The sequence below is a fragment of the Nitrospirillum karajorum genome (assembly GCF_036348415.1).
GTDB lineage: Bacteria > Pseudomonadota > Alphaproteobacteria > Azospirillales > Azospirillaceae > Nitrospirillum > Nitrospirillum amazonense_B.
The window spans coordinates 2,224,528-2,247,487 of record NZ_JAZBQB010000003.1; the positions used below are offsets into that span (position 1 = coordinate 2,224,528).

Here is a 22,960-nt window from a genome sequence, read left to right on the forward strand (position 1 = left end):
TTATCTCATGTCCCGTCGTCGTCGCGCCGAGAAGCGTGAAGTCCTGCCGGACGCCAAGTATGGCGATATCGTGCTGACGAAGTTCATGAACTGCCTGATGTACGACGGTAAGAAGTCCGTCGCCGAGCAGATCGTGTACGGCGCTCTGGAGCGTATCGAGGGCAAGGTGAAGGCTGATCCCATTCAGCTGTTCCACGACGCCCTGAACAACGTTCGTCCCTACCTGGAAGTGCGTTCCCGCCGCGTCGGCGGTGCGACCTACCAGGTGCCGGTTGAGGTCCGTCAGGACCGCGCCCAGGCCCTGGCCATCCGTTGGCTGATCGCCGCCGCTCGCGGCCGGTCGGAAAACACGATGACCGAGCGTCTGTCGGGTGAGCTGCTGGATGCGGCCAACCAGCGCGGCGTTGCCGTGAAGAAGCGTGAAGACACCCACCGTATGGCGGAGGCCAACAAGGCCTTCTCGCACTACCGGTGGTAAGGCTGGGAAAAGCTTAGGCCTTCAGGAATCATGGCGCGCTCCCATCCTCTCGACCGTTATCGGAACATCGGCATCTGTGCCCACATTGATGCCGGCAAGACGACGACGACCGAGCGGATCCTGTACTACACCGGCAAGTCTTATCGCATGGGCGAGGTCCACGAGGGCACCGCCGCGATGGACTGGATGGAGCAGGAGCAGGAGCGCGGCATCACCATCACTTCGGCGGCCACGACCTGTTTTTGGCGTGACCACCGGGTGAACATCATCGACACCCCCGGGCATGTCGACTTCACCATTGAGGTCGAACGGTCCCTGCGGGTGCTGGATGGTGCGGTGGCGCTGTTCGACGCCGTGGCCGGGGTCGAGCCCCAGTCGGAAACCGTGTGGCGGCAGGCGGACAAGTACCGCGTGCCGCGCATGTGTTTCGTGAACAAGATGGACCGGGTCGGCGCCGACTTCTTCGGCACCGTCCAGATGATCCGGGAGCGGTTGGGCGCCAATGCGGCGGTCCTGCAGCTTCCCATCAAGACGGAAGCCGGTTTCACCGGCGTCGTCGACCTGGTGAAGAACAAGGCCATCGTCTGGAAAGAAGAGACGCTGGGCGCCGAGTTCTTCGAGAGCGAGGTTCCGGCCGCGATGGTCGAGCAGGTGGACGCTTACCGCGCCCGTCTGGTCGAACAAGCGGTGGAAATGGATGAGGCGGCTACCGAGCGCTACCTCGAGGGTGAGGAACCCGACGAGGCGGCGCTCAAGGCGCTGATCCGCAAGGGGACGATCACGCTGCGCCTGGTTCCGGTGCTGTGTGGATCGGCGTTCAAGAACAAAGGCGTTCAGCCGATGCTGGACGCCGTTGTCGACTTTCTTCCCTCGCCGCTTGACATCGCCGATGTCGCCGGCGTGTCGCTGGACGGGGAACCGACCAGCCGGAAGACGGACGACGCGGCGCCCTTCGCCGGCCTGGCGTTCAAGGTCATGAACGATCCTTTCGTCGGCGCGCTCACCTTCGTCCGGGTTTACTCGGGCCGGGTGGCGGTCGGTGATCGCGTCCTGAACGCGAGCAAGGGTGAGAAGGAGAGCGTCGGCAAGATGTTGCTGATGCACGCCAACACCCGGGAAGAGATCGAGGCGGCCTGCGCGGGTGACATCGTCGCCCTGGCGGGGTTGCGGGACACGACGACGGGCGAAACCCTGTGCGATCCAGAAGCGCCGCTGGTGCTTGAACGCATGGAGTTCCCGGAGCCGGTGATCGAGGTGGTGGTCGAGCCTAAGACCCAGGCGGATCACGACCGGATGGCGATGGCGTTGCAGCGTTTGGCGTCGGAGGATCCGTCCTTCCGCGTCGGTCGTGACTCCGAGACGGGGCAAACCGTCATCGGTGGCATGGGCGAGTTGCACCTGGAGATCATCGTCGATCGCATGCGCCGGGAATACCGGGTTGAGGCCGATGTCGGCGCGCCGCAGGTGGCGTACCGGGAGACTATCGCCCAGAAGGCTGAGGTCGCCCACACGCTGAAGCGGCAGGTCGGCGCCATGGGGCAGTTCGCCCAAGTGACGCTGTCCTTCGAGCCGTCAGAGCCCGGCAGCGGGTTCCGGTTCGAGAACAAGGCGGGCGGCAAGCTGCCCAAGGAATTCGCCCACGGGGTCCAGAGCGGCGTCGATGCCGCGAAGGACGGTGGGGTGATCGCCGGGTTCCCGGTGATCGATCTGAAGGTCGAGTTGGTGGACGGCGGTTTTCACGACGTCGACAGCTCCGTCGAGGTGTTCGAGCAGGCCGCTCGCGCCGCTTTCAGGGAAGGGATGGCGAAAGCCAAGCCCGTCCTGCTGGAGCCGGTGATGGCGGTCGAGGTGGTCACCCCCGACGATTACATGGGTGATGTCATCGGCGACCTGAACAGCCGCCGGGGACAAGTGACGGGAATGGATCAGCGGGGCAATGCGCGCGTCATCATTGCCAGGGTCCCGCTGGCCAACATGTTTGGGTATGTGAACAACCTGCGCTCGATGAGCCAGGGCCGGGCGCAATACTCGATGCAATTTGACCACTATGAGCCGGTGCCGGCTGCCATCGCGGATGTCGTTCGCGCCAAGATGGCCTGATCTGGCAGAAGTCAAGAGAAGGAAGAGTAACCATGGCGAAGGCGAAATTCGAGCGCACCAAGCCGCACTGCAACATCGGCACCATTGGTCACGTTGACCATGGCAAGACGTCGCTGACGGCTGCGATCACGAAGGTGCTGGCTGAGACCGGTGGCGCGACGTTCACCGCGTACGACCAGATTGACAAGGCGCCGGAAGAGAAGGCGCGTGGCATCACGATCTCGACCGCCCACGTCGAGTACGAGACGGCCAACCGTCACTACGCCCACGTCGACTGCCCCGGCCACGCCGACTATGTGAAGAACATGATCACCGGCGCCGCGCAGATGGACGGCGCGATCCTGGTGGTGTCCGCCGCCGACGGCCCGATGCCGCAGACCCGCGAGCACATCCTGCTGGCCCGTCAGGTCGGCGTGCCGGCTCTGGTGGTGTTCATGAACAAGGTCGACATGGTCGACGACCCCGAGCTGCTGGAGCTGGTGGAGCTGGAAGTGCGCGAGCTGCTGAGCAGCTACGACTTCCCTGGCGACGACATTCCGATCGTGAAGGGCTCCGCCCTGTGCGCCCTGGAAGACCGCAGCCCCGAGATCGGCAAGGAAGCCATCCTGGAGCTGATGAAGCAGGTCGATGCCTACATCCCGCAGCCGGAGCGTCCGGTTGACAAGCCCTTCCTGATGCCGATCGAAGACGTGTTCTCGATCTCTGGCCGTGGCACCGTGGTGACCGGCCGTGTCGAGCGCGGCATCGTGAAGGTGGGCGAGGAAATCGAGATCGTCGGTCTGAAGACCACGGTCAAGACGACCGTGACCGGCGTGGAAATGTTCCGCAAGCTGCTGGACCAGGGCCAGGCTGGCGACAACATCGGCGCGCTGCTGCGCGGCACGAAGCGTGAAGACGTCGAGCGTGGTCAGGTTCTGGCCAAGCCCGGCTCGATCACCCCGCACACCAAGTTCGTGGCCGAAGCCTACATCCTGACGAAGGAAGAAGGCGGCCGTCACACCCCGTTCTTCACCAACTACCGTCCCCAGTTCTACTTCCGCACCACGGACGTGACGGGCATGGTCTCGCTGCCGGAAGGCACCGAGATGGTGATGCCGGGCGACAACGTGCAGGTGACCGTGGAGCTGATCGCCCCGATCGCCATGGACGAAGGCCTGCGCTTCGCCATCCGTGAAGGCGGCCGCACCGTCGGCGCCGGCGTGGTCGCGAAGATCATCGCCTGATAGTACCCACTGATTTGATTGACCGGTGTGCGGTGCCGTTGCTATACGGCACCGCTTCCAACCAAGGTTTAGGACGATGGAAAGCCAGAATATCCGGATCCGCCTGAAGGCGTTCGATCATCGCGTGCTCGATCAGTCGACCAGCGAGATCGTGAATACGGCCAAGCGGACCGGTGCCCGGGTGCGCGGTCCGATCCCGCTTCCGACCCAGGTCGAGAAGTTCACGGTGAACCGCAGCCCGCACATCGACAAGAAGTCGCGTGAGCAGTTCGAGATCCGTACCCACAAGCGCCTGCTGGACATCGTCGATCCGACCCCGCAGACCGTGGACGCGCTGATGAAGCTCGATCTGGCCGCCGGCGTCGACGTCGAGATTAAGCTGTAAGTTTTGAGTAGTGGGACCTCTCCCCTGAGGATGTCCCCTGTTAGGAGAAGAGACTAAAATGCGATCCGGTTTGATCGCGCAGAAGCTCGGCATGACCCGCATCTTCACGGATGAGGGTGAGCACGTGCCGGTGACTGTGCTGAAAGTCGACAATTGCCAGGTCGTCTCCCACAAGACCGAGGAACGGGACGGATACACCGCCCTGGAGATCGGCGTGGGCAAGGCCAAGGTGAAGAACGTCACGAAGGCTGAGCGCGGCCACTTCGCCAAGGCGAAGGTGGAGCCGAAGAAGAAGACCGTGGAGTTCCGGGTGACCCCGGACGCCCTGGTCGAGGTCGGTGCGGAGATCACCGTCGACCATTTCGTTGCTGGCCAGTTCGTGGACGTCACCGGGACGACCATCGGTAAGGGCTTCGCCGGTGGCATGAAGCGCTGGAACTTCGGCGGCCTTCGCGCCACGCACGGTGTGTCCGTGTCGCACCGTTCGCACGGTTCGACCGGTCAGCGTCAGGATCCGGGCCGCACCTTCAAGAACAAGAAGATGGCCGGTCACCTGGGCGTTGAGCAGGTCACCACCCAGAACCTGAAGGTCGTCTCGGTCGATGTCGAGCGCGGCCTGATCCTCGTCCGCGGCGCCGTCCCCGGCTCCGAAGGCGGTTACATCCTGGTCAAGGACGCCGTGAAGAAGAAGCTGCCGGAGGGTGTTCCCTTCCCGGCCGCCTTCCGTGCGCCGACGCAGGACGCTCCTGCCGCGCAGGAGGGCTGAGCATCATGAAGACGACCGTTAAGAACCTGAAGAACGAGCAAGTCGGCGAGATCGAGCTGGACGACGCCGTGTTCGGCCTGCCGGCCCGCGCCGATCTGCTGGCCCGCATGGTGAACTGGCAGCTGGCCAAGCGCCGTCAGGGCACGCACAAGACCAAGGGGATCTCCGAGATCTCCGGCACGACCAAGAAGCCGTGGAAGCAGAAGGGCACCGGCCGTGCCCGTCAGGGCTCCCTGCGGTCGCCGCAGTTCCGCGGCGGCGCGGTGATCTTCGGTCCGGTGGTGCGCAGCCATGAGCACGACCTGACGAAGAAGGTCCGCAAGCTGGCCCTGAAGACCGCCCTGTCGGTGAAGGCCGCCGAGGGCAAGCTGGTCATCCTCGACGATGCCCGCGCCGAGACGCACAAGACCAAGGCTCTGGTCGAGCAGTTCGGCGCGCTGGGCCTGAGCTCGGTGCTGATCATCGACGGCGCCAACCTGGATGAGAACTTCGTCCGGGCCGCTGGCAACATCCCGCACGTGGATGTGCTGCCGGAGCAGGGCGCCAACGTGTACGACATCCTGCGGCGCGACACCCTGGTGTTGACCCGCAACGCGGTCGAGCAGTTGGAGGCTCGCCTGAAATGAGCAAGAACGCGAAGCCGTTTGTGAGCGCCGAGCGCATGTACGATCTGATCGTCGCGCCCGTCATCACCGAAAAGTCCACCATGGGCTCCGAGCATAACCAGGTCACCTTCCGGGTGCCCCTGGATGCGACGAAGCCCGAGATCAAGCAGGCCGTCGAAGGCCTGTTCAAGGTCAAGGTGACGGCCGTGAACACCATCGTCTCGAAGGGCAAGACCAAGCGCTTCCGGGGCATCGTGGCTCGCCGGTCCGACTTCAAGAAGGCCATCGTGACCCTCGCCGAAGGGCACACGATCGACGTCACCACCGGCGTGTGAGGGCATTAACGATGGCACTTAAGACTTACCGTCCCATTACCCCGAGCCTGCGCCAGCTGGTGCTGGTCGACCGCTCGGAGCTGTACAAGGGCAAGCCGGTTAAGCGTCTGACGGAGGGCCTGAGCGGCACCGGCGGTCGTAACAACACCGGTCGCATCACCGCGCGTCGCATGGGCGGCGGCCACAAGCGCCGTTACCGTCTGGTCGACTTCAAGCGCAACAAGTTCGACGTCCCGGCGACGGTCGAGCGTCTGGAGTACGATCCGAACCGGACCGCCTTCATCGCTCTGATCCGCTACCAGGACGGCGACCTGGCCTACATCCTGGCTCCGCAGCGCCTGAAGGCCGGCGACGTCGTCGTCGCTGGTGAGAAGGTCGACGTGAAGCCCGGCAACGCCATGCCGCTGAAGAACATCCCGGTTGGCACCATCGTCCACAATGTGGAGCTGCGTGCGGGCAAGGGTGGGCAGATCGCCCGCTCCGCCGGTACGTTCCTGCAGCTGGTCGGTCGCGACCAGGGTTATGCCCAGCTGAAGCTGCCCTCGGGGGAGCTGCGCATGGTCCGGGGCGAGTGCCTGGCCACCATCGGCGCGGTGTCCAACCCCGACCAGTCCAACACCGTGATCGGCAAGGCCGGTCGCAACCGTTGGCTGGGCCGTCGTCCCGCCGTCCGTGGCGTCGCCATGAACCCGATCGACCACCCGCACGGTGGTGGTGAAGGCCGTACCTCCGGTGGCCGTCATCCGGTCACGCCGTGGGGCAAGCCGACCAAGGGCAAGAAGACGCGTAGCAACAAGAAGACCGACGGGCTGATTATCCGTCGTCGTCGCTCTAAGTAAGGAGTAGGACCGTGACCCGTTCCGTCTGGAAGGGGCCGTTCATTGACGGCTACCTTTTGAAGAAGGCAGAGAAGGCGCGCGCGTCCGGCCGCAACGAGATCATCAAGATCTGGTCGCGCCGTTCCACGATCCTGCCCCAGTTCGTCGGTCTGACCTTTGGCGTGTACAACGGCCATAAGTTCCTGCCGGTGCTCGTGACCGAGAACATGATCGGCCACAAGTTCGGTGAGTTCTCTCCGACGCGGACTTTCTACGGCCACGCGGCCGACAAGAAGGCGAAGAGGAAGTAACATGAGCAAGCCTCAATCTGAACGGCCTTTCGCCGACAACGAGGCTGCGGCGCACGGTCGGATGATCAAGTCCAGTGCCCGCAAGCTGAACCTCGTCGCCCAGATGATCCGCGGCAAGGAAGCCGGCACCGCCCTGGCCATGCTGACCTTCTCCAAGCGCCGCATCGCCGGCGAAGTGAAGAAGGTTCTGCAGTCGGCCATCGCCAACGCCGAGAACAACCACCAGCTGGACGTTGACCGTCTGGTGGTCGCTTACGCCACCGTGGGCCGCGCCCTGGTGATGAAGCGCTTCCATGCCCGGGCCCGCGGTCGCGGCGCCCGTGTCGAGAAGTCTTACAGCAACTTGACCGTGGTCGTGCGCGAGCGCGCCGAGGAAGCCACGGGGGAGACCGCGTAACATGGGTCAGAAAGTCAACCCCATCGGGCTCCGCGTCGGTATCAACCGGACCTGGGACAGCCGCTGGTTCGCCAGCCGCGATTACGCCACGCTGCTGCACCAGGACCTGCGCCTGCGCAAGCACCTGCAGGGCAAGCTGGCCGCGGCCGGCGCGTCGCGCATCATCATCGAACGTCCGGCCAAGAAGGCCCGCGTCACCATTCACACGGCCCGTCCGGGTGTGGTGATCGGCAAGAAGGGCGCGGACATCGAGAAGCTGCGCACCGATTTGGGCCGCATGACCGGTTCCGAGGTCAGCCTGAACATCGTCGAGATCCGTAAGCCGGAACTCGACGCCCGGCTGATCGCCGAGAACATCGCCAGCCAGCTGGAGCGTCGTGTCGCCTTCCGTCGCGCCATGAAGCGCGCCGTGCAGTCGGCCATGCGCCTCGGCGCCCAGGGCATCCGCATCAACTGCGGCGGCCGTCTGGGTGGCGCTGAGATCGCTCGTATGGAGTGGTACCGCGAAGGTCGCGTGCCGCTGCACACGCTGCGCGCCGAGATCGACTACGGCACGGCCACGGCGAAGACCACCTACGGCACCTGCGGTGTCAAGGTGTGGGTGTTTAAGGGCGAAATTCTGGCGCACGATCCGTTCGCCCAGGACAAGCGCGCCGATCAGCAGCCCGTCGCGGCGCGCTGAGGGTGAACGGATACTAGAGGGCAATTGCCATGCTGAGTCCGAAACGTACTAAGTACCGCAAGCAGCACAAGGGGCGCATCCACGGCGCCTCCAAGGGTGGCACCCAGCTGAACTTCGGCGCCTTTGGCCTGAAGGCGGTCGAGCCGGCGCGCATCACCGCGCGCCAGATCGAAGCGGCCCGCCGCGCGATCACCCGTCACATGAAGCGTCAGGGCCGGGTCTGGATCCGGATTTTCCCGGATGTGCCGGTGTCGAGCAAGCCCGCCGAAGTCCGCATGGGCTCCGGTAAGGGTTCGCCCGAGTTCTGGGCGGCCCGCGTGGCCCCCGGCCGCATCATGTTCGAGCTGGATGGTGTGCCGGCGGACCTCGCCAAGCGCGCCTTCGAGCTGGCGGCTGCCAAGCTGCCGATTAAGACCCGATTCATCACCCGCCTGGGTGAGGGAGCTGAGGCATGACCAAAGCCGTCGACCTGCGCACGAAAAGCGTGGATGAGTTGCAGGACCAGCTCTTGCAGCTGAAGAAAGAGCAGTTCAATTTGCGCTTCCAGCGCGCCTCCGGGCAGCTGGAGAATACCGCGCGTGTCGGCCAGGTTCGGCGCGACATCGCTCGGATCAAGACCATCCTGGGCCAGCGGGAAACCGCTGCGCCCGCGTCCTGACAGGGGAAGCGTAATGCCCCGGCGTGTTTTGCAGGGCACGGTGGTGAGTGACAAGGGCGATAAGACCGTCATCGTACTGGTCGAACGTCGCGTCATGCACCCCGTGTACAAGAAGTTTATTAAGCAGTCGAAGAAGTATGCTGCTCATGACGAGCAGAATGCTTATAAGGCTGGCGACACGGTCACCATCGAGGAATGCCGTCCGATTTCCAAGCGGAAGCGGTGGGCCGTCGTGATCGAAGGTGCCGTGGAGAGCGCCGCCCCGTCGGGCGCCGCCGTCTAACTGTTTTGCTTAAGGAAGCCAAACCATGATCCAGATGCAAACCAACCTGGAGGTCGCTGACAACAGCGGCGCGCGCCGGGTGCAGTGCATCAAGGTGCTGGGCGGCTCCATGCGGAAGGTCGCGGCCGTTGGCGACGTCATCGTCGTCTCGGTCAAGGAGGCCATTCCGCGGGGTCGCGTGAAGAAGGGTGACGTGCACCGCGCCGTCATCGTTCGCACCGCCAAGGAAATCCGTCGCACCGACGGTTCCGCCATCCGCTTCGACCGCAACGCGGCCGTGCTCATCAACAAGCAGGGTGAGCCGATCGGGACCCGTATCTTCGGGCCGGTCACGCGTGAGCTGCGCGCCAAGAAGTTCATGAAGATCATCTCCCTGGCGCCGGAGGTCCTGTAAATGTCGAAGATTAAGAAGGCCGACAAGGTCATCATCATCGCCGGCAAGGACAAGGGCAAGCAGGGCGAGGTGATCGCCGTTCTGCCGAAGGAGAACCGCGTCAAGGTGCGCGGCGTGAACCTGGTGAAGAAGCACCAGCGTCCGACTCCGACGCAGCAGGGCGGCATCGTTGAGCTCGAGGCGTTCATCGACGTCTCCAACGTCGCCCATGTCGACCCCAAGACCAACAAGCCGACCCGCGTCGGCTACCGGATCCTGGAAGACGGCCGCAAGGTCCGTTTCGCCAAGGTTTCCGGTGAAGTCATCGACCTGTGAGGCGCGTTATGGCTGCCAGGCTTAAAGAACATTACGATTCCGTCGTTCGTGCGTCGCTGAAGAGCGAATTCAACTACGCCAACGACCTGGAAGTGCCGCGGATCGAGAAGATCATCATTAACATGGGTGTTGGCGAAGCCACCTCCGATGGTAAGAAGATCAACGCCGCCGTCACCGACCTGACCGCTCTGTCCGGTCAGAAGCCGGTGGTGACCCGCGCCCGCAAGTCCATCGCCCAGTTCAAGCTGCGCGAGGGCATGGCCATTGGTTGCAAGGTGACCCTGCGCCGTGACCGCATGTACGAGTTCCTGGACCGTCTGATCACGATTGCCCTGCCGCGCGTCCGCGACTTCCGCGGCGTGTCGGGCACGAGCTTCGACGGCCGTGGCAACTACGCCATGGGTCTCAAGGAGCAGATCATTTTCCCGGAAATCGACTACGACCGCGTCGATGAAATCCGGGGGATGGACATCATCATCGTCACCACGGCGAAGACCGACAAGGAGGCCAAGGCCCTCCTGAAGGGCTTCCAGATGCCGTTCGCGAACTGAGCGGCAGGAGCTTCCCATGGCCAAGACCAGTTCTGTTCAGAAGAACAAGCGCCGTGAGCGCCTCGCCAAGCAGTACGCCGGCAAGCGTAATGCTCTGAAGGCCATCGCGTCCGATCGCACCCTTCCGCCCGAGGAGCGGTTCGCCGCTCGCCTCAAGCTCGCCGAGCTGCCGCGCAACTCCAGCCCGACCCGTATTCGGAATCGCTGCGAGCTGAGCGGTCGTCCGCGTGCTTTCTACCGCAAGTTTAAGCTGTCTCGTATTGCCCTGCGTGACCTGGCCTCGACCGGCCAGATCCCGGGCATGACGAAGTCCAGCTGGTAATCGGAGGTTCGGGAAATGGCGTTGAGCGATCCCTTGGGCGATATGCTGACCCGCATCCGTAATGGACAGCGGGCTCGCATGCAGTCTGTCACCAGCCCGGCCTCGAAGCTGCGCACCAACGTTCTGGAGGTGCTGAAGCGCGAGGGTTATATCCGTGGCTACTCCCTGGACACGGTTCGTCCGGGCGTCCATAGCGTGCGTATCGAGCTGAAGTATCACGAAGGCGAGCCTGTCATTAAGCAGGTGCAGCGCGTGTCGAAGCCCGGCCGCCGCATTTACTCCAAGATCGCCGATCTGCCGCGGGTCTTTAATGGCCTCGGCATCTCGATCCTGTCGACGCCCCGTGGCGTCATGTCGGACAGCGAGGCCCGTGCCGCCAATGTTGGCGGCGAGGTCCTCTGCAAAGTGTTCTAAGGAGCTGGCCACATGTCTCGTATCGGCAAGCATCCGGTGCCCGTTCCGGCTGGCGTGACCGTTCAGGTCACCGGCCAGGACGTCACCGTGAAAGGCAAGCTGGGCCAGCTCAGTCTGACCCTGGTTGACGACATCTCCGCCACGCTGGAAAACGGCGCTGTGGTGGTGAAGCCCGCGAACGACAGCCGCAAGGCTCGCGTGAACTGGGCCACCTCCCGCACGCTGCTGGCCAACATGGTCAAGGGCGTCGACACCGGCTTCACCAAGAACCTCGAGATCACCGGCGTGGGTTACAAGGCCGCGGTCCAGGGCCAGGAATTGCTCCTGAACCTGGGCTTCAGCCATGACGTGCGCTTTCCGATCCCGGCCGGCATCACGATGAAGTGCGACAAGCCCACTTCCATCTCGATCACCGGTTTCGATAAGCAGAAGATTGGCCAGGTTGCGGCTGAGATCCGCGCGTATCGTCCGCCCGAGCCCTACAAGGGCAAGGGCATCCGGTACGCGGATGAGGTGATCATCCGTAAAGAAGGCAAGAAGAAGTAAGGCGCACGATCATGAGCAATGCGAAAGTTCTGAGCGCGCGCCGCAAGCAGCGGGTGCGCACGCGGATCCGGAAGCTGGGGCAGGGGCGTCCGCGCCTGTCCATCTTCCGCTCCAGCCAGCATATCTACGCCCAGGTCATCGACGACGTGGCCGGCCAGACCAAGGCCGCTGCCTCGTCTATCGACAAGACCCTGCGCGAGCAGCTGAAGACCGGTGCCGACATCGAGGCGGCCAAGGCGGTTGGCAAGCTGATTGCCGAGCGGGCCAAGGAAGCCGGCATCACGGAAGTGGTGTTCGATCGCGGTTCGTACCTGTTCCATGGCCGGGTCAAGGCCCTGGCCGACGCCGCGCGCGAAGCCGGCCTGCAGTTCTAAGGGGTAGCGATTATGGCACGTAACGAAAGGGACGGCGGCAACAGCGGCGGTCGCGAGCGTGGCGGGGACCGGGATCGTACGCCCCGGGACCGTGAGGAAAGCGAGCTCGTCGAAAAGCTCGTTGGTATTAACCGCGTCGCCAAGGTGGTGAAGGGTGGCCGTCGCTTCGGCTTCGCCGCCCTGGTCGTGGTGGGTGACGCCAAGGGTCGCGTCGGCGTGGGTTCGGGCAAGGCCCGCGAAGTGCCGGAAGCCATCCGCAAGGCGACCGACCAGGCCAAGCGTTCCATGATCCGCGTGCCGCTCCGCGAGGGCCGGACGCTGCATCATGACGTCCATGGTCACTTCGGCGCCGGCCGGGTGGTGCTGCGCACCGCCGACGCCGGTACCGGCATCATCGCCGGTGGTCCGATGCGCGCGATCTTCGAGGCTCTCGGCGTCCAGGACGTCGTGACCAAGTCGGTCGGCACGTCGAACCCGCACAACATGATCAAGGCGACCTTCGACGCCCTGTCCCAGTGCGTCAGCCCCCGCGCCGTCGCCGCTCGCCGTGGCCGTCGCGTCAGCGACATCCTGGGCCGCCGTGAGGCCGGTGCCGAGGTGAAGGAGAGCGCGTGATGAGCGAGAAGAACACCGTCATCGTGACCCAGATCGGCAGCCCGATCGGCCGCCAGAAGGACCAGCGGGCGACGCTGGTGGGTCTTGGTCTCAACAAGCTGCACCGTACCAGCGAGCTGGAGGATACCCCTTCGGTCCGTGGTATGATCGCCAAGGTGCAGCACCTCGTGCGCGTCGAGAAGGCCTCCTGAGGCCTTTCCGATACGGCTTGAAGGGATAAAGTCATGAAGCTTACGGATATTCGCGACAACCCGGGCGCCCGCAAGGCGCCCACCCGGGTTGGTCGGGGCATCGGCTCCGGCAAGGGCAAGACCGGCGGCCGTGGCGTGAAGGGTCAGACCTCGCGTTCCGGTGTGTCGATCAACGGCTTCGAAGGCGGTCAGATGCCCCTGCATCGCCGCCTGCCGAAGCGCGGTTTCAACAACCTGTTCGGCACCGACTACTCGGTGGTGAACGTGGGCACGGTGCAGAAGGCCATCGATGAGGGCCGTCTGAACGCCGCCGACGTGATCACCGCTGACGTGCTGGTCGCCGCTGGTCTGGTGCGTCCGTCCCGCGACGGCGTGCGCCTGCTGGCCAAGGGCAGCATCACCGCGAAGGTGGCGTTCGACGTCGCCGGCGCCTCCGCCGCGGCCGTGGCCGCCGTGGAAGCGGCTGGTGGCTCGGTCAAGGTGCCCGCTGAAGCGGCTGCCGAGTAATTAAGGAAGTGCGGCCGGCGTTCGTGTTAAAAGCGAGCGCCGGCCGTCTTTCTTTCTGCCGCAGGTCTCCCCATCTGGGGTGGGACCCGTTAGGGGGACCGGCGACGGTCCCTTTTCTTTTGGCCTTTTGATACTGTCTGTGCCGCGCCGATAAAGGCGCCTCGATAGGATACGGATTCCATGGCTTCAGCCGCCGAGCAGCTCGCCGCCAATCTTAATTTCGGCTCCTTCGCCAAGGCCACGGAACTGAAGAAGCGGCTCTGGTTCACCCTGGGAGCGCTCATCGTTTTCCGCCTGGGCACCTACATTCCCCTGCCGGGTATTAACGTCCAGGCCTTCGCCGACGTTTTCAACCAGGCCAAGGGCGGCATCCTGGGCATGTTCAACATGTTCGCGGGTGGCGCCATCGAGCGCATGAGCATCTTCGCGCTCAACATCATGCCCTACATTTCCGCCAGCATCATCGTGCAGCTGCTGACGGCGGTGATCCCCAGCCTCGAGACCATGAAGAAGGAAGGCGAGGCGGGTCGCAAGAAGATCAACCAGTACACCCGCTACGGCACCGTCATCCTGGCCATCTTCCAGTCCTACGGCCTGGCCGTGGCGCTGCAGGGCGCCAAGGGCGGTACGGTGATCGACCCCGGCCCCTTCTTCATCATCAGCACGGTCGTCACCATGGTTGGCGGCACCATGTTCCTGATGTGGCTGGGTGAGCAGATCACGGCTCGCGGCGTCGGCAACGGCACCTCGCTCATCATCTTCACCGGCATCGTCGCGGCCTTGCCCAAGGCGCTGATGCAGCTGCTGGAATTGGGCCGCACCGGCGCCATCGGCGTCCCCCTGCTGCTGCTGCTGCTGATCATCGCGGTGGGCGTGATCTTCTTCATCGTCTTCATGGAGCGCGCGCAGCGTCGGTTGATCGTGCAGTATCCGAAGCGCCAGGTCGGCAACAAGGTCTATGGCGGCGAAGCCTCGCACCTGCCCTTGAAGCTGAACACCTCGGGCGTCATCCCGCCGATCTTCGCCAGCTCGCTGCTGTTGCTGCCCGCCACCGTCACCGGCTTCTCGGGCGGCACCGGGCCGGAGCTGCTGCAGACCGTGGCCCGCTACATCACCCATGGCCAGCCGCTGTACATCGCCCTCTACATGGCGTTGATCGTCTTCTTCAGCTTCTTCTACACCGCGGTGGTGTTTAACCCGACCGAGACGGCGGAAAACCTGAAGAAGTATGGCGGTTTCATCCCTGGTATCCGTCCGGGTAAGAACACGGCCGACTATCTGGACTTCGTCCTGACCCGTTTGACGGTGTTGGGTGCGGGCTACCTGGTCATCGTTTGTCTATTGCCCGAACTGTTGATGGCCAAGAACGCTATTCCTTTTTATTTTGGCGGCACCAGCCTGCTAATTGTGGTAACGGTGACTATGGACACCGTCGCCCAGATCCATTCGCATCTGCTGGCGCATCAATATGAAGGCCTCATCAAGAAGGCAAAGCTGAGGGGGAGGCGTGGATGAACCTGATTCTTCTGGGGCCGCCGGGCGCCGGCAAGGGAACGCAGGCGCAGCGGCTTGAACGGAAGTTCGGGTTGGTGCAGTTGTCGACGGGCGACATGTTGCGGGCGCTGGTCGCAGGCGGCAGCCCGTTGGGACAACAGGCCAAGGAGATCATGGGGGCCGGCAAGCTCATGCCGGACGCGCTCATGGTCCAGATGATCGCGGACCGCATCACCCAGCCCGATTGCGCCAAGGGTTTCATCCTGGACGGCTTCCCCCGCACGGTTCCCCAGGCGGAAGCGCTGGATCGGATGCTGGCGGAAAAGAACCTGAGGCTGGACCACATCATCGAGATGGTGGTGGACGATGCCGCCCTGGTGGAGCGCGTGACCGGCCGCTATACCTGCGCCAAGTGCGGCGCCGGGTATCATGACACCTTCCATCAGCCCAAGGTGGCTGGGGTGTGCGATATCTGCGGGTCGACGGAGTTCAAGCGCCGTGCCGACGACAACGCCGAGACCTTCACCAAGCGCCTGGCCGAATACCACGCCCTGACCGCGCCCATCCTCCCCTATTACCAGGGCAAGGGTGTGTTGAAGCAGGTGGATGGCATGGCGGAGATCGACGAGGTCACGCGCCAGCTTGAGGCCATCATCGGCGCCTGATCCCAGGGGCAGGCCCAAGGTTATGAAAGGCCGCGGTCCCGGTGGGATGCGGCCTTTCTCTTTGTCCCCTCCAGGCATGCGCAAGCCGCGCAGGCCGGGGGGGGGGAGCGTTGCGCGGGCGTGGTTGACATCCAGGCGCGCCTGCGTATACTCCCGCATCCGATCCGTGTTGGGCTTTGCCCACCTCGTATCTGGATGAAACCGTATCTCAGTCCGCACCTCTTCGGTGGCGGGGTGGGGTTGGTTCGTATGTGCATTTGGAGATCCTGGGTTTCCAGGTTTTCTTCGGATGAGATGCCCCGAAGGTCATTGGATGTCCCCGCCACGGGAGCCGGTGATCAGGCGGGGTGTGGACGAAGATCGCATCGCCCGGGTGTGACGCCGGGGCGGGCATGAACGATGGAGAAAGCGCGTGGCGCGTATCGCTGGCGTTAATATTCCCACCGCGAAGCGGGTGGAAATCGCCCTTCAGTACATTCACGGCATCGGTCCCTTCATGGCGAAGGAGATCTGCGGCAAGGTCGGCATTCCGCTGGAGCGCCGCGTGCATCAGCTGACCGACGACGAAGTCCTGCGTATCCGCGAAGTCATCGACAGCGACTACTCGGTCGAAGGCGACCTGCGTCGCTCTGTCGCCATGAACATTAAGCGGCTCATGGACATGGCCTGCTACCGCGGCCTGCGTCATCGCAAGGGTCTGCCGGTCCGCGGTCAGCGCACGCACACCAATGCGCGCACCCGCAAGGGCCCGGCCAAGCCGATCGCCGGTAAGAAGAAGTAAGCTGAAGGACTGATAAGAAATGGCAAAGCCCAACGCTTCTGCCGCCCGGCTTCGTCGCCGCGAGCGCAAGAACATCACCTCGGGCGTGGCGCATGTGAACGCCTCGTTCAACAACACCATGATCACCATCACCGACGCCCAGGGCAACACCATCGCCTGGTCCTCGTCGGGCATGATGGGCTTCAAGGGTTCGCGTAAGTCCACCCCCTACGCCGCCCAGATGGCTGCCGAAGACGCGGGCCGCAAGGCCCAGGAACACGGCATGCGCACGCTGGAAGTGGAAGTGAAGGGTCCGGGTTCGGGCCGTGAGTCCGCCCTGCGCGCCCTGCAGTCGGTCGGCTTCCAGATCACGTCCATCCGCGACGTGACGCCGATCCCGCACAACGGCGTTCGCCCGCCGAAGAAGCGCCGCGTCTGATCGTTCTGCCGATTACGGGGGCGGCCCTAGTGGTCGCCTCCGGTCCAAACGCTTCCGCGTTTCCCCGCCGCCCCGGGACCGGCTTTCGCATGCCATCGCGATCGCCCATGCATGGGGGAGGTGGTCAGGTCAGGACGGGGCGCCGGTCGCAAGGCCGGTGTCCTGATCCGCACCCGACAGCGGTGAAACCGGGTGTCGTGTCCTCCTGATGGCATTAGAGGCAACTACCCGTGATTCAGAAGAACTGGCAGACCCTGGAAAAGCCCAGCAAGCTCGACGTGAACGTCGGTGCCGATCCGCGCCGTGAGGCCACGATCGTCGCCGGTCCGCTGGAGCGTGGCTTTGGCCTGACCCTGGGCAACGCCCTGCGCCGCGTCCTGCTGTCGTCCCTGCAGGGGGCGGCGGTCACCGCCATCCACATCGATGGCGTCCTGCACGAATTCTCCTCCATCCCCGGCGTCCGCGAGGACGTGACCGACATCGTTCTGAACATCAAGAACATGGGGCTGAAGATGGAGGGCGAGGGCCCGAAGCGGCTGCGCCTGCGCGCCGAAGGCCCCAAGGAAGTCACCGCCGGCATGATCGAGGTGACGGGCGACATCGAGGTGATGGATCCCGACCTGGTGATCTGCACCCTGGACGCCGGCGCCCGCCTGAACATGGAACTGACGGTCGAGAAGGGCAAGGGCTACGTCCCCGCCAGCCAGAACCGTCCGGAAGACGCCCCCATCGGCCTGATCCCGATCGACGCCCTGTACAGCCCCATCCGCAAGGTGGCGTACAAGGTGGAGAACACCCGCCTGGGTCAGCGCACCGACTATGACAAGCTGTCGCTGTCGATCGAGACCAACGGCGCCGTGACGCCCGAGGATGCCGTGGCCATCGCCGCCCGTATCCTGCAGGACCAGCTGCAGCTGTTCATCAACTTCGAGGAGCCGCAGGCCGTCACCGCGTCGGAGAAGTCCGATGAGGTGCCGTTCAACAAGAACCTGCTGCGCAAGGTGGACGAGCTGGAACTGTCGGTCCGTTCGGCCAACTGCCTGAAGAACGACAACATCGTCTACATCGGCGACCTGGTGCAGAAGACGGAGGCGGAAATGCTCCGCACCCCGAACTTCGGCCGCAAGTCGCTGAACGAGATCAAGGAAGTGCTGTCCCAGATGGGCCTGCACCTCGGCATGGAAATCCCGAACTGGCCGCCCGAGAACATCGAGGACCTGGCCAAGCGTCTGGAAGAGCCGTACTGAGCTTGATTTGAGGTTCTCCGCATCCGGTTTCGGCCGGGTGCGGAGCACAGGGCATAGGGCCCACCCCCGTCGTACCGACCGGCGCCTCCAGGATGCGAGTCCAAGGGGGTGAAGGCGGGCGGTTCGGGGTTCGTCACAGGTGTCGGCATCCGACACCCGGACATGAAAGGAGAAGCACCATGCGTCACGGCGTTTCCGGGCGTAAGTTCAGCAAGACCTCTACCCACCGTCTGGCCATGTTCTCCAACATGGCCAATGCCCTGATTAAGCACGAGCAGATCAAGACGACCCTGCCGAAGGCCAAGGACCTGCGGCCGATCGTCGAGAAGCTGATCACGCTGGGCAAGAAGGGCGGCCTCGCCAACCGTCGCCTGGCGTTCGCGGAACTGCGCGACAACGCCATGGTCGACAAGCTGTTCACCACCATCGCCGAGCGCTACAAGGACCGTCAGGGTGGCTACACCCGCGTCCTGAAGGCCGGCTTCCGCTACGGTGACATGGCCGCCATGGCCGTCATCGAGCTGGTGGACCGCGATGTCTCCGCCAAGGGCCAGGACAGCGGTCCGGTCCAGGTGACGGAGACCGAGGAAGAGGCGGCCTGAGGTCAGGCTGGTCGAATTCTGGACAAGTAGGGAAAGGGCGGACCCGCGAGGGTCCGCCCTTTTCCATGGGCGGCCACGATCCCGCTGGCGCATGCCTCACGCTTTTGCAACCATGCGGCGGCTTTTATCGGCTCAAGGGGACGAGGCTGTCGATGCGTATGGGGAAGGTTCTGGGTGCCGCCGCCGGTGTGGCGGTGCTGGCGGGGATCGGCTACTGGGGTGCCGGCTATTACATGGGGCAGAAGGTCATTCGGGAGCTGGATGCCGCCCTGGCCCAGGTTCCGGAAGGGGTGAAGGTCACCCGCGGATCCGCGACCTTCTCGCTGGCCACCCAGACCTTGCACGTGGAAAATCTGGTCATCGCCGGTGCCAACCTGCGGGGTGAGGCGGCGGCCCTGGATATCCAGGGCCTGTCGATGCGGGCCCTGGCCTCGGGGCTGCGGGCCGATGACACGACCGCGACCGAGCAGGACGTGGTGCCCGTCGCCAGCCACATCACCCTTCGCGATATCAAGGTCAGCGGCGAGGGGGTGGAGGAAACCATCGCCCTCTCGGAGATGGACCAAATCGGTTTCCGCCCCTGGGCCTTGCACCAGCCGGGCACCCCGACCTTGGATCAGGTGAAGGCCGCCTTTGCCGCGGTGTCCGACCGTTTGGCGACGGCCCCCCAGGCGCCGTTGTTGCCGTTGGAGATGAGCGGCCCGTTTCAGATCCTGGCCCAAGCCATGGCGGTCGGCCTGCTGGTGGTCGATTATGGCGACATCACCCAGACCGGTATCAGCGCCCGGCTCAAGGTGCCCGTTGTCGGGCCGACCGGGGTGGGGGCGAGTCCGGGGCAGGTCGTGGCCGGCTATGACCGGGTGGTGTTGAAGGGCTTTCACGCCGGTGTGTACGGGCCCATGGAGATGACCGGCCTGACGGAAACCCTGCCGCAGGGTGTGGTCAAGGTGGCCCAGTCCACCTGGGCGGGCGGGGACCTGCGCGCGCCGGCCCACGCCCTGCTGCGCGGTGAACCGCTGAGCGAGGCGATGTTCAACGGCGTTTCCGTCGGCTCCTTCTCCATCAACGGCCTGTCGGGCCAGGGCCCCAACGGCCAGCCCCTCCAATTGGGCAGCATGACGCTGGACCCCATTGTGGTGGCGGACGGCCACATTCCCGCCGGTGGTTTGACCTTGCAAGGATTGGTGATCGACACCGCCGGCCTGGGCGATCCGCAGACGGGCGCCCTGGCCAAGGCCATGGGCCTGACCAAGCTGACCATGGGCATGGCGCTGCACTACAAATGGGACGTCAAGGGCAGCGCCGTGACCCTGGAGCGCACCAGTGTCAAGGTGGATGAGCTGGGGGAACTGACCCTGGATGCCCAGTTCCACGGAACGGCCAGCAACCAGGACCTCACCACCTTGCTGCAATCGGCCCAGCTGGATCAGGCGCGGCTGAGCTATGTCGACCATACGCTGGTCGACCGCCTGCTGCGGTTCAACGCCAGCCAGCAAGGCAAGACTGTCGATGCCGCGCGCGACCAAGTGGTGGCGACCCTGCAGGCCAATGGCCAAGTGCTGGCTGCGTCCCCGCGCGGGGAGGCCCTGTTGAAGGCGGTGGTCGCCCTGGTGCGTAAGCCCGGCACGCTGACCCTCGATGCCAAGCCGGCGGCGCCCGTGCCCCTGGTTCCGTTTTTCACCAGCGCGATGCCCGCGCCGGCCGTCGTTATCGACACGCTGGGCCTGGACGCGACCACGGCGCCCTGAGGTGCCCGTGTAAGGGGAGGAAAGCGCTGCGCGGGCGGCGCTTTTCCGCTCTCGACGGGCGGGGTCCGATCGCGCATCCTGCGGCCCGTCCGGACTCCGCGCGACGGCGCGCGGAGGCGTCGGACAGGAGGAGGATTTGGTGCGTACTTTCGGGATCAAGGCGGCGGTCAGGGTGGTGTCGGGCGGCCTGGTGCTGCTGGGGCTGGCGGGCTGCATGGCCCTGCCGTCGCAGCGTGAGGGCAAGCTGGACAGCCACGCGGCGTGCGTCGCCCGCTGCAACCGCGACAGCCAGGTGTGCGGCGACACCAAGGCCGGGCAGAGCGACCATACGCCCGAGCTGAACAACGGCATGTGCCAGCGCGATCTTAAATCGTGCCTGAACCGTTGCGGCGACCCGGGCTGAACCCTATTTCAGCGCAGAGCCACTTCGTTTCGACCAGACGTGAGAGTTTTTCCCCGTGACGCTTGAAACGCCGTTCCGCCGCGCCCTGTTTCGCCGGACTCTATCCCGCTGCGCCCTGATGGCCGTCGCCGCCGGCCTGGCCCTGACGCCGCCCGCCATCGCCCAACAGGTGCCGCAAAGCCGGGAGCAGATCACGCTGAGTTACGCGCCGCTGGTGAAGCGGGCGGCCCCGGCGGTGGTCAACATCTACAGCCGCCGCGTCATCAAGCAGCGCGTCTCCCCCTTCATGGAAGACCCGTTCTTCCGCCAGTTCTTCGGCGACGCCTTCCGCGGCGTTCCGCGGGAGCGGGTGGAATCTTCCCTGGGGTCCGGCGTCATCGTCCGGCCCGACGGGCTGATCGTCACCAACGACCACGTCATCAAGGACGCGGACCAGATTACCGTGGTGCTGGCCGACCGGCGGGAATTCCCGGCCAAGGTCATGAGCGCGGACGAGAAGGTCGACCTGGCGGTCCTACGCATCGACACCAAGGGCGAGAAGCTGCCCACCCTGGAACTGGGCGACAGCGACAGCATCCAGGTGGGTGACCTGGTGCTGGCCATCGGCAACCCCTTCGGTGTCGGCCAGACGGTCACCAGCGGTATCGTCTCGGCCCTGGCCCGCACGGGCGTGGGCGTGTCGGACTTCAATTTCTTCATCCAGACCGATGCCGCCATCAACCCCGGCAACTCCGGCGGCGCGCTCATCACCATGGATGGCAAACTCGCGGGCATCAATTCCGCCATCTATTCGCGCAGCGGCGGCTCCGTCGGCATCGGCTTCGCCATTCCGGCGGACATGGTGCGGTCCGTCGTCACGGCGGTGGAAAGCGGGGGCAAGCTGGTGCGGCCGTGGATGGGCGCCAGCGGCCAGCCGGTGACGCAGGAACTGGCCACCAACCTGGGCTTGCCCCGGCCCCAGGGCGTCCTGATCAACCAGCTTAACCCCAAGGGCCCGTTGGAGCAGGCGGGCGTGAAGGTGGGCGACGTGGTCACGGCGGTGAACGGGCATCTGGTCGACGATCCGGAAAGCCTGCGCTATCGCATCGCCTTGTTGCCCGTGGGCGGCAACGCCACCCTGACCATCATCCGCAAGGGCGCCGAAACCAAGCTGCCGGTCAAGCTGATCGGCCCGCCGGAGGACCCGCCCCGTGACGAGACGGCGCTGGACGGCCGCCAGCCCTTCGCCGGGACCACCGTGGCCAACATCAACCCGGCGCTCGCCGAGGAGGTCGGTTATGCCGGCAGCTCCGATGGTGTCATCGTCCTGAAGGTGCAGCCGGGCACCACCGCCCAGGCCCTGGGCTTCCAGCCGGGCGACGTGGTGGTGAAGGTGAACGGCCAGCCCATCACCCGCGTGGCCGACCTGAAGCGCCTGTTGAACCAGCCCCAGCGCCGCTGGGACCTGGCCGTCCGCCGGGGTGACCAGGTGCTGACGCTGAGCGTCGGGGGCTGAGGCCTGTGGCGGCTGACGCGGTTTCCCGCCGCGTCAGCCTGCTACCTTGGCGGCCCATTGGGTCAGGGTTTTGACCAGCAAATCCACGTCGTGCGGGTTCTGTGGCTCACCCGCCTGGGTTACCGGGACGGGATGGCGGTCGAATTGCAAGCCCTGACCATCCTTCCCCAGGAAGGTGCTCATGGGGAGGGCGGTGCCGATGGCCGGTTGGTCCGGCGGGTTCATCGAGACGTCGGCATACAGCTCCAGTGACGTGCCGGGGGGCAGGTCCAGTACCACCTGCCGCCAGGGCAGGTCATGTTCCTTCACATAGGCCTGGTCCTTTTCCCAGTCCCGCAGGCGGGACACCAGGACGATTTCCAGCTTGTCGGCGCCCACCTGCTCCTGCACCTGGCGCATCACGCGGAACTCCGCGACGCAAGGGGCGCACCAGTGCGCCCACTGGTTCACCCACACCACCTTGCCCTTCAGGCTGTCGAAGTGGAACGGCTGCCCGGCCGTGTCCTTGAAGGGGGCGGTGTGCAGGGCGGCGATATGGCGGGCCAGCTCCGCCGCATTGTCCGTACGCATGACCCGTTGAACCGGCGGCGGTGTGGGCGCCGTGGGGATGCCGTCGCTGGCCATGGCCGCCAAGGGTAGGCTGGGGACCAATGCCAAGGCCGTGCCCAGGATCAGCCGCGTCAGCGTGTGGCTCATCGATATGCCCCATGTCCATCGGGCCCGCCGGCAACCGGCTGCCCACTTTGGTTTATACGGGGAAGGCTTATACAACCCGGCGCGGGTGCGATGGGAGTCCCCTATGAAATGGACGATGCCAAGGCGGGTCCCACTCTGGCA

34 protein-coding genes are annotated in these 22,960 nt (G+C 64.8%); 33 read left to right on the top strand and 1 reads right to left on the bottom strand.

All coding sequences use genetic code 11. The features are described 5' to 3' along the window. Positions 1–7 precede the first annotated feature (7 nt). The 33 genes from rpsG to UCD39_RS24215 all read left to right on the top strand — a co-directional run bounded on the left by rpsG (position 8) and on the right by UCD39_RS24215 (position 22,123). Positions 8–478 carry a 30S ribosomal protein S7 gene (rpsG, locus tag UCD39_RS24055; protein ID WP_004274237.1) on the top strand — a complete coding sequence of 157 codons (471 nt, stop codon included), beginning with the start codon at positions 8–10 and terminating at the stop codon, positions 476–478. A 30-nt stretch (positions 479–508) separates the two neighbouring features. After that, on the top strand, positions 509–2,578 hold the full coding sequence (gene fusA, locus UCD39_RS24060; RefSeq protein ID WP_330498197.1) for an elongation factor G: 2,070 nt from the start codon (positions 509–511) through the stop codon (positions 2,576–2,578). A 32-nt stretch (positions 2,579–2,610) separates the two neighbouring features. Further along, positions 2,611–3,801 (top strand): elongation factor Tu, encoded by a 1,191-nt coding sequence (gene tuf, locus UCD39_RS24065; protein WP_330498198.1) that lies wholly within the window; start codon positions 2,611–2,613, stop codon positions 3,799–3,801. 76 nt (positions 3,802–3,877) lie between these two features. Beyond that, entirely contained in the window at positions 3,878–4,186 is a 309-nt protein-coding gene (rpsJ, locus tag UCD39_RS24070; RefSeq protein ID WP_040848411.1) for a 30S ribosomal protein S10, read from the top strand. 58 nt (positions 4,187–4,244) lie between these two features. After that, positions 4,245–4,952: a 50S ribosomal protein L3 gene (gene rplC / locus UCD39_RS24075; protein ID WP_145729958.1), complete on the top strand. Its 708-nt coding sequence runs from the start codon at positions 4,245–4,247 to the stop codon at positions 4,950–4,952. Positions 4,953–4,957: 5 nt separating this feature from the next. Continuing rightward, a complete protein-coding gene (gene rplD, locus UCD39_RS24080; RefSeq protein ID WP_145609111.1) occupies positions 4,958–5,578 on the top strand; it encodes a 50S ribosomal protein L4 in 621 nt (206 codons plus the stop codon). Beyond that, positions 5,575–5,892: a 50S ribosomal protein L23 gene (locus UCD39_RS24085; protein WP_044564206.1), complete on the top strand. Its 318-nt coding sequence runs from the start codon at positions 5,575–5,577 to the stop codon at positions 5,890–5,892. The genes rplD and UCD39_RS24085 overlap by 4 nt, the downstream gene beginning before the upstream one ends. 11 nt (positions 5,893–5,903) lie before the next feature. Beyond that, the gene (gene rplB, locus UCD39_RS24090) at positions 5,904–6,731 is read left to right on the top strand and encodes a 50S ribosomal protein L2 (protein WP_145729959.1); all 828 of its coding nucleotides are present in this window, start codon (positions 5,904–5,906) and stop codon (positions 6,729–6,731) included. An 11-nt stretch (positions 6,732–6,742) separates the two neighbouring features. Beyond that, positions 6,743–7,021 (top strand): 30S ribosomal protein S19, encoded by a 279-nt coding sequence (gene rpsS / locus UCD39_RS24095; protein WP_004273665.1) that lies wholly within the window; start codon positions 6,743–6,745, stop codon positions 7,019–7,021. A 1-nt stretch (position 7,022) separates the two neighbouring features. Next, entirely contained in the window at positions 7,023–7,418 is a 396-nt protein-coding gene (rplV, locus tag UCD39_RS24100; RefSeq protein ID WP_004273664.1) for a 50S ribosomal protein L22, read from the top strand. Between the two features lies 1 nt (position 7,419). Continuing rightward, positions 7,420–8,100: a 30S ribosomal protein S3 gene (rpsC, locus tag UCD39_RS24105; RefSeq protein ID WP_040848406.1), complete on the top strand. Its 681-nt coding sequence runs from the start codon at positions 7,420–7,422 to the stop codon at positions 8,098–8,100. A gap of 29 nt (positions 8,101–8,129) precedes the next feature. Continuing rightward, positions 8,130–8,555: a 50S ribosomal protein L16 gene (gene rplP, locus UCD39_RS24110; protein ID WP_044564203.1), complete on the top strand. Its 426-nt coding sequence runs from the start codon at positions 8,130–8,132 to the stop codon at positions 8,553–8,555. Further along, a complete protein-coding gene (gene rpmC, locus UCD39_RS24115) occupies positions 8,552–8,758 on the top strand; it encodes a 50S ribosomal protein L29 (protein WP_145729960.1) in 207 nt (68 codons plus the stop codon). The genes rplP and rpmC overlap by 4 nt, the downstream gene beginning before the upstream one ends. Positions 8,759–8,771: 13 nt before the next feature. Next, the gene (gene rpsQ, locus UCD39_RS24120) at positions 8,772–9,041 is read left to right on the top strand and encodes a 30S ribosomal protein S17 (protein ID WP_145729961.1); all 270 of its coding nucleotides are present in this window, start codon (positions 8,772–8,774) and stop codon (positions 9,039–9,041) included. 25 nt (positions 9,042–9,066) lie between these two features. After that, on the top strand, positions 9,067–9,435 hold the full coding sequence (gene rplN / locus UCD39_RS24125) for a 50S ribosomal protein L14 (protein WP_004273662.1): 369 nt from the start codon (positions 9,067–9,069) through the stop codon (positions 9,433–9,435). Continuing rightward, positions 9,436–9,750: a 50S ribosomal protein L24 gene (gene rplX, locus UCD39_RS24130; RefSeq protein ID WP_145729962.1), complete on the top strand. Its 315-nt coding sequence runs from the start codon at positions 9,436–9,438 to the stop codon at positions 9,748–9,750. It begins immediately after the preceding gene. 8 nt (positions 9,751–9,758) lie between these two features. Beyond that, positions 9,759–10,301 carry a 50S ribosomal protein L5 gene (gene rplE / locus UCD39_RS24135; protein WP_040848402.1) on the top strand — a complete coding sequence of 181 codons (543 nt, stop codon included), beginning with the start codon at positions 9,759–9,761 and terminating at the stop codon, positions 10,299–10,301. 16 nt (positions 10,302–10,317) lie between these two features. Next, the gene (gene rpsN, locus UCD39_RS24140) at positions 10,318–10,623 is read left to right on the top strand and encodes a 30S ribosomal protein S14 (RefSeq protein WP_004273661.1); all 306 of its coding nucleotides are present in this window, start codon (positions 10,318–10,320) and stop codon (positions 10,621–10,623) included. Positions 10,624–10,638: 15 nt separating this feature from the next. Continuing rightward, a complete protein-coding gene (gene rpsH, locus UCD39_RS24145) occupies positions 10,639–11,037 on the top strand; it encodes a 30S ribosomal protein S8 (protein ID WP_004273660.1) in 399 nt (132 codons plus the stop codon). A 12-nt stretch (positions 11,038–11,049) separates the two neighbouring features. Next, positions 11,050–11,583 carry a 50S ribosomal protein L6 gene (gene rplF, locus UCD39_RS24150; protein WP_004273659.1) on the top strand — a complete coding sequence of 178 codons (534 nt, stop codon included), beginning with the start codon at positions 11,050–11,052 and terminating at the stop codon, positions 11,581–11,583. Between the two features lie 11 nt (positions 11,584–11,594). Continuing rightward, a complete protein-coding gene (rplR, locus tag UCD39_RS24155; RefSeq protein WP_145729963.1) occupies positions 11,595–11,957 on the top strand; it encodes a 50S ribosomal protein L18 in 363 nt (120 codons plus the stop codon). 12 nt (positions 11,958–11,969) lie between these two features. Beyond that, positions 11,970–12,572 carry a 30S ribosomal protein S5 gene (rpsE, locus tag UCD39_RS24160; protein WP_145729964.1) on the top strand — a complete coding sequence of 201 codons (603 nt, stop codon included), beginning with the start codon at positions 11,970–11,972 and terminating at the stop codon, positions 12,570–12,572. Further along, positions 12,572–12,763 carry a 50S ribosomal protein L30 gene (rpmD, locus tag UCD39_RS24165; protein ID WP_040848399.1) on the top strand — a complete coding sequence of 64 codons (192 nt, stop codon included), beginning with the start codon at positions 12,572–12,574 and terminating at the stop codon, positions 12,761–12,763. The genes rpsE and rpmD overlap by 1 nt, the downstream gene beginning before the upstream one ends. Positions 12,764–12,796: 33 nt before the next feature. Further along, a complete protein-coding gene (gene rplO, locus UCD39_RS24170; RefSeq protein ID WP_145729965.1) occupies positions 12,797–13,270 on the top strand; it encodes a 50S ribosomal protein L15 in 474 nt (157 codons plus the stop codon). A gap of 180 nt (positions 13,271–13,450) precedes the next feature. Beyond that, positions 13,451–14,785 (top strand): preprotein translocase subunit SecY, encoded by a 1,335-nt coding sequence (gene secY, locus UCD39_RS24175; RefSeq protein ID WP_145729966.1) that lies wholly within the window; start codon positions 13,451–13,453, stop codon positions 14,783–14,785. Then, complete coding sequence (locus UCD39_RS24180) at positions 14,782–15,429, top strand: adenylate kinase (protein WP_330498199.1); 648 nt, start codon at positions 14,782–14,784, stop codon at positions 15,427–15,429. The genes secY and UCD39_RS24180 overlap by 4 nt, the downstream gene beginning before the upstream one ends. 412 nt (positions 15,430–15,841) lie before the next feature. Then, positions 15,842–16,210 carry a 30S ribosomal protein S13 gene (gene rpsM, locus UCD39_RS24185; protein WP_004273657.1) on the top strand — a complete coding sequence of 123 codons (369 nt, stop codon included), beginning with the start codon at positions 15,842–15,844 and terminating at the stop codon, positions 16,208–16,210. A gap of 19 nt (positions 16,211–16,229) precedes the next feature. After that, positions 16,230–16,628 (top strand): 30S ribosomal protein S11, encoded by a 399-nt coding sequence (gene rpsK / locus UCD39_RS24190; protein WP_004273656.1) that lies wholly within the window; start codon positions 16,230–16,232, stop codon positions 16,626–16,628. A gap of 230 nt (positions 16,629–16,858) precedes the next feature. Then, positions 16,859–17,875 carry a DNA-directed RNA polymerase subunit alpha gene (locus UCD39_RS24195; RefSeq protein WP_040848396.1) on the top strand — a complete coding sequence of 339 codons (1,017 nt, stop codon included), beginning with the start codon at positions 16,859–16,861 and terminating at the stop codon, positions 17,873–17,875. A 179-nt stretch (positions 17,876–18,054) separates the two neighbouring features. Then, entirely contained in the window at positions 18,055–18,477 is a 423-nt protein-coding gene (gene rplQ / locus UCD39_RS24200) for a 50S ribosomal protein L17 (RefSeq protein WP_040848395.1), read from the top strand. Positions 18,478–18,629: 152 nt separating this feature from the next. Next, on the top strand, positions 18,630–20,225 hold the full coding sequence (locus tag UCD39_RS24205; RefSeq protein WP_330498200.1) for an aq_1923 C-terminal domain: 1,596 nt from the start codon (positions 18,630–18,632) through the stop codon (positions 20,223–20,225). 139 nt (positions 20,226–20,364) lie between these two features. Continuing rightward, a complete protein-coding gene (locus UCD39_RS24210; protein WP_330498201.1) occupies positions 20,365–20,628 on the top strand; it encodes a hypothetical protein in 264 nt (87 codons plus the stop codon). 55 nt (positions 20,629–20,683) lie between these two features. Continuing rightward, positions 20,684–22,123: a DegQ family serine endoprotease gene (locus tag UCD39_RS24215; RefSeq protein ID WP_330498202.1), complete on the top strand. Its 1,440-nt coding sequence runs from the start codon at positions 20,684–20,686 to the stop codon at positions 22,121–22,123. Between the two features lie 33 nt (positions 22,124–22,156). Here UCD39_RS24215 and UCD39_RS24220 read toward each other — a convergent pair whose 3' ends face one another. Beyond that, positions 22,157–22,819: a TlpA family protein disulfide reductase gene (locus tag UCD39_RS24220; RefSeq protein WP_330498203.1), complete on the bottom strand. Its 663-nt coding sequence runs from the start codon at positions 22,817–22,819 to the stop codon at positions 22,157–22,159. Between the last annotated feature and the right edge of the window lie 141 nt (positions 22,820–22,960).

What these genes read in the sequence shown, in the direction of transcription:
- rpsG (WP_004274237.1), top strand. Translation starts at nt 8, where the DNA reads ATGTCCCGTCGTCGTCGCGCCGAGAAGCGTGAAGTCCTGCCGGACGCC.
- fusA (WP_330498197.1), top strand. Translation starts at nt 509, where the DNA reads ATGGCGCGCTCCCATCCTCTCGACCGTTATCGGAACATCGGCATCTGT.
- tuf (WP_330498198.1), top strand. Translation starts at nt 2,611, where the DNA reads ATGGCGAAGGCGAAATTCGAGCGCACCAAGCCGCACTGCAACATCGGC.
- rpsJ (WP_040848411.1), top strand. Translation starts at nt 3,878, where the DNA reads ATGGAAAGCCAGAATATCCGGATCCGCCTGAAGGCGTTCGATCATCGC.
- rplC (WP_145729958.1), top strand. Translation starts at nt 4,245, where the DNA reads ATGCGATCCGGTTTGATCGCGCAGAAGCTCGGCATGACCCGCATCTTC.
- rplD (WP_145609111.1), top strand. Translation starts at nt 4,958, where the DNA reads ATGAAGACGACCGTTAAGAACCTGAAGAACGAGCAAGTCGGCGAGATC.
- UCD39_RS24085 (WP_044564206.1), top strand. Translation starts at nt 5,575, where the DNA reads ATGAGCAAGAACGCGAAGCCGTTTGTGAGCGCCGAGCGCATGTACGAT.
- rplB (WP_145729959.1), top strand. Translation starts at nt 5,904, where the DNA reads ATGGCACTTAAGACTTACCGTCCCATTACCCCGAGCCTGCGCCAGCTG.
- rplV (WP_004273664.1), top strand. Translation starts at nt 7,023, where the DNA reads ATGAGCAAGCCTCAATCTGAACGGCCTTTCGCCGACAACGAGGCTGCG.
- rpsC (WP_040848406.1), top strand. Translation starts at nt 7,420, where the DNA reads ATGGGTCAGAAAGTCAACCCCATCGGGCTCCGCGTCGGTATCAACCGG.
- rplP (WP_044564203.1), top strand. Translation starts at nt 8,130, where the DNA reads ATGCTGAGTCCGAAACGTACTAAGTACCGCAAGCAGCACAAGGGGCGC.
- rpmC (WP_145729960.1), top strand. Translation starts at nt 8,552, where the DNA reads ATGACCAAAGCCGTCGACCTGCGCACGAAAAGCGTGGATGAGTTGCAG.
- rpsQ (WP_145729961.1), top strand. Translation starts at nt 8,772, where the DNA reads ATGCCCCGGCGTGTTTTGCAGGGCACGGTGGTGAGTGACAAGGGCGAT.
- rplN (WP_004273662.1), top strand. Translation starts at nt 9,067, where the DNA reads ATGATCCAGATGCAAACCAACCTGGAGGTCGCTGACAACAGCGGCGCG.
- rplX (WP_145729962.1), top strand. Translation starts at nt 9,436, where the DNA reads ATGTCGAAGATTAAGAAGGCCGACAAGGTCATCATCATCGCCGGCAAG.
- rplE (WP_040848402.1), top strand. Translation starts at nt 9,759, where the DNA reads ATGGCTGCCAGGCTTAAAGAACATTACGATTCCGTCGTTCGTGCGTCG.
- rpsN (WP_004273661.1), top strand. Translation starts at nt 10,318, where the DNA reads ATGGCCAAGACCAGTTCTGTTCAGAAGAACAAGCGCCGTGAGCGCCTC.
- rpsH (WP_004273660.1), top strand. Translation starts at nt 10,639, where the DNA reads ATGGCGTTGAGCGATCCCTTGGGCGATATGCTGACCCGCATCCGTAAT.
- rplF (WP_004273659.1), top strand. Translation starts at nt 11,050, where the DNA reads ATGTCTCGTATCGGCAAGCATCCGGTGCCCGTTCCGGCTGGCGTGACC.
- rplR (WP_145729963.1), top strand. Translation starts at nt 11,595, where the DNA reads ATGAGCAATGCGAAAGTTCTGAGCGCGCGCCGCAAGCAGCGGGTGCGC.
- rpsE (WP_145729964.1), top strand. Translation starts at nt 11,970, where the DNA reads ATGGCACGTAACGAAAGGGACGGCGGCAACAGCGGCGGTCGCGAGCGT.
- rpmD (WP_040848399.1), top strand. Translation starts at nt 12,572, where the DNA reads ATGAGCGAGAAGAACACCGTCATCGTGACCCAGATCGGCAGCCCGATC.
- rplO (WP_145729965.1), top strand. Translation starts at nt 12,797, where the DNA reads ATGAAGCTTACGGATATTCGCGACAACCCGGGCGCCCGCAAGGCGCCC.
- secY (WP_145729966.1), top strand. Translation starts at nt 13,451, where the DNA reads ATGGCTTCAGCCGCCGAGCAGCTCGCCGCCAATCTTAATTTCGGCTCC.
- UCD39_RS24180 (WP_330498199.1), top strand. Translation starts at nt 14,782, where the DNA reads ATGAACCTGATTCTTCTGGGGCCGCCGGGCGCCGGCAAGGGAACGCAG.
- rpsK (WP_004273656.1), top strand. Translation starts at nt 16,230, where the DNA reads ATGGCAAAGCCCAACGCTTCTGCCGCCCGGCTTCGTCGCCGCGAGCGC.
- rplQ (WP_040848395.1), top strand. Translation starts at nt 18,055, where the DNA reads ATGCGTCACGGCGTTTCCGGGCGTAAGTTCAGCAAGACCTCTACCCAC.
- UCD39_RS24205 (WP_330498200.1), top strand. Translation starts at nt 18,630, where the DNA reads ATGCGTATGGGGAAGGTTCTGGGTGCCGCCGCCGGTGTGGCGGTGCTG.
- UCD39_RS24220 (WP_330498203.1), bottom strand. Translation starts at nt 22,819, where the DNA reads ATGAGCCACACGCTGACGCGGCTGATCCTGGGCACGGCCTTGGCATTG.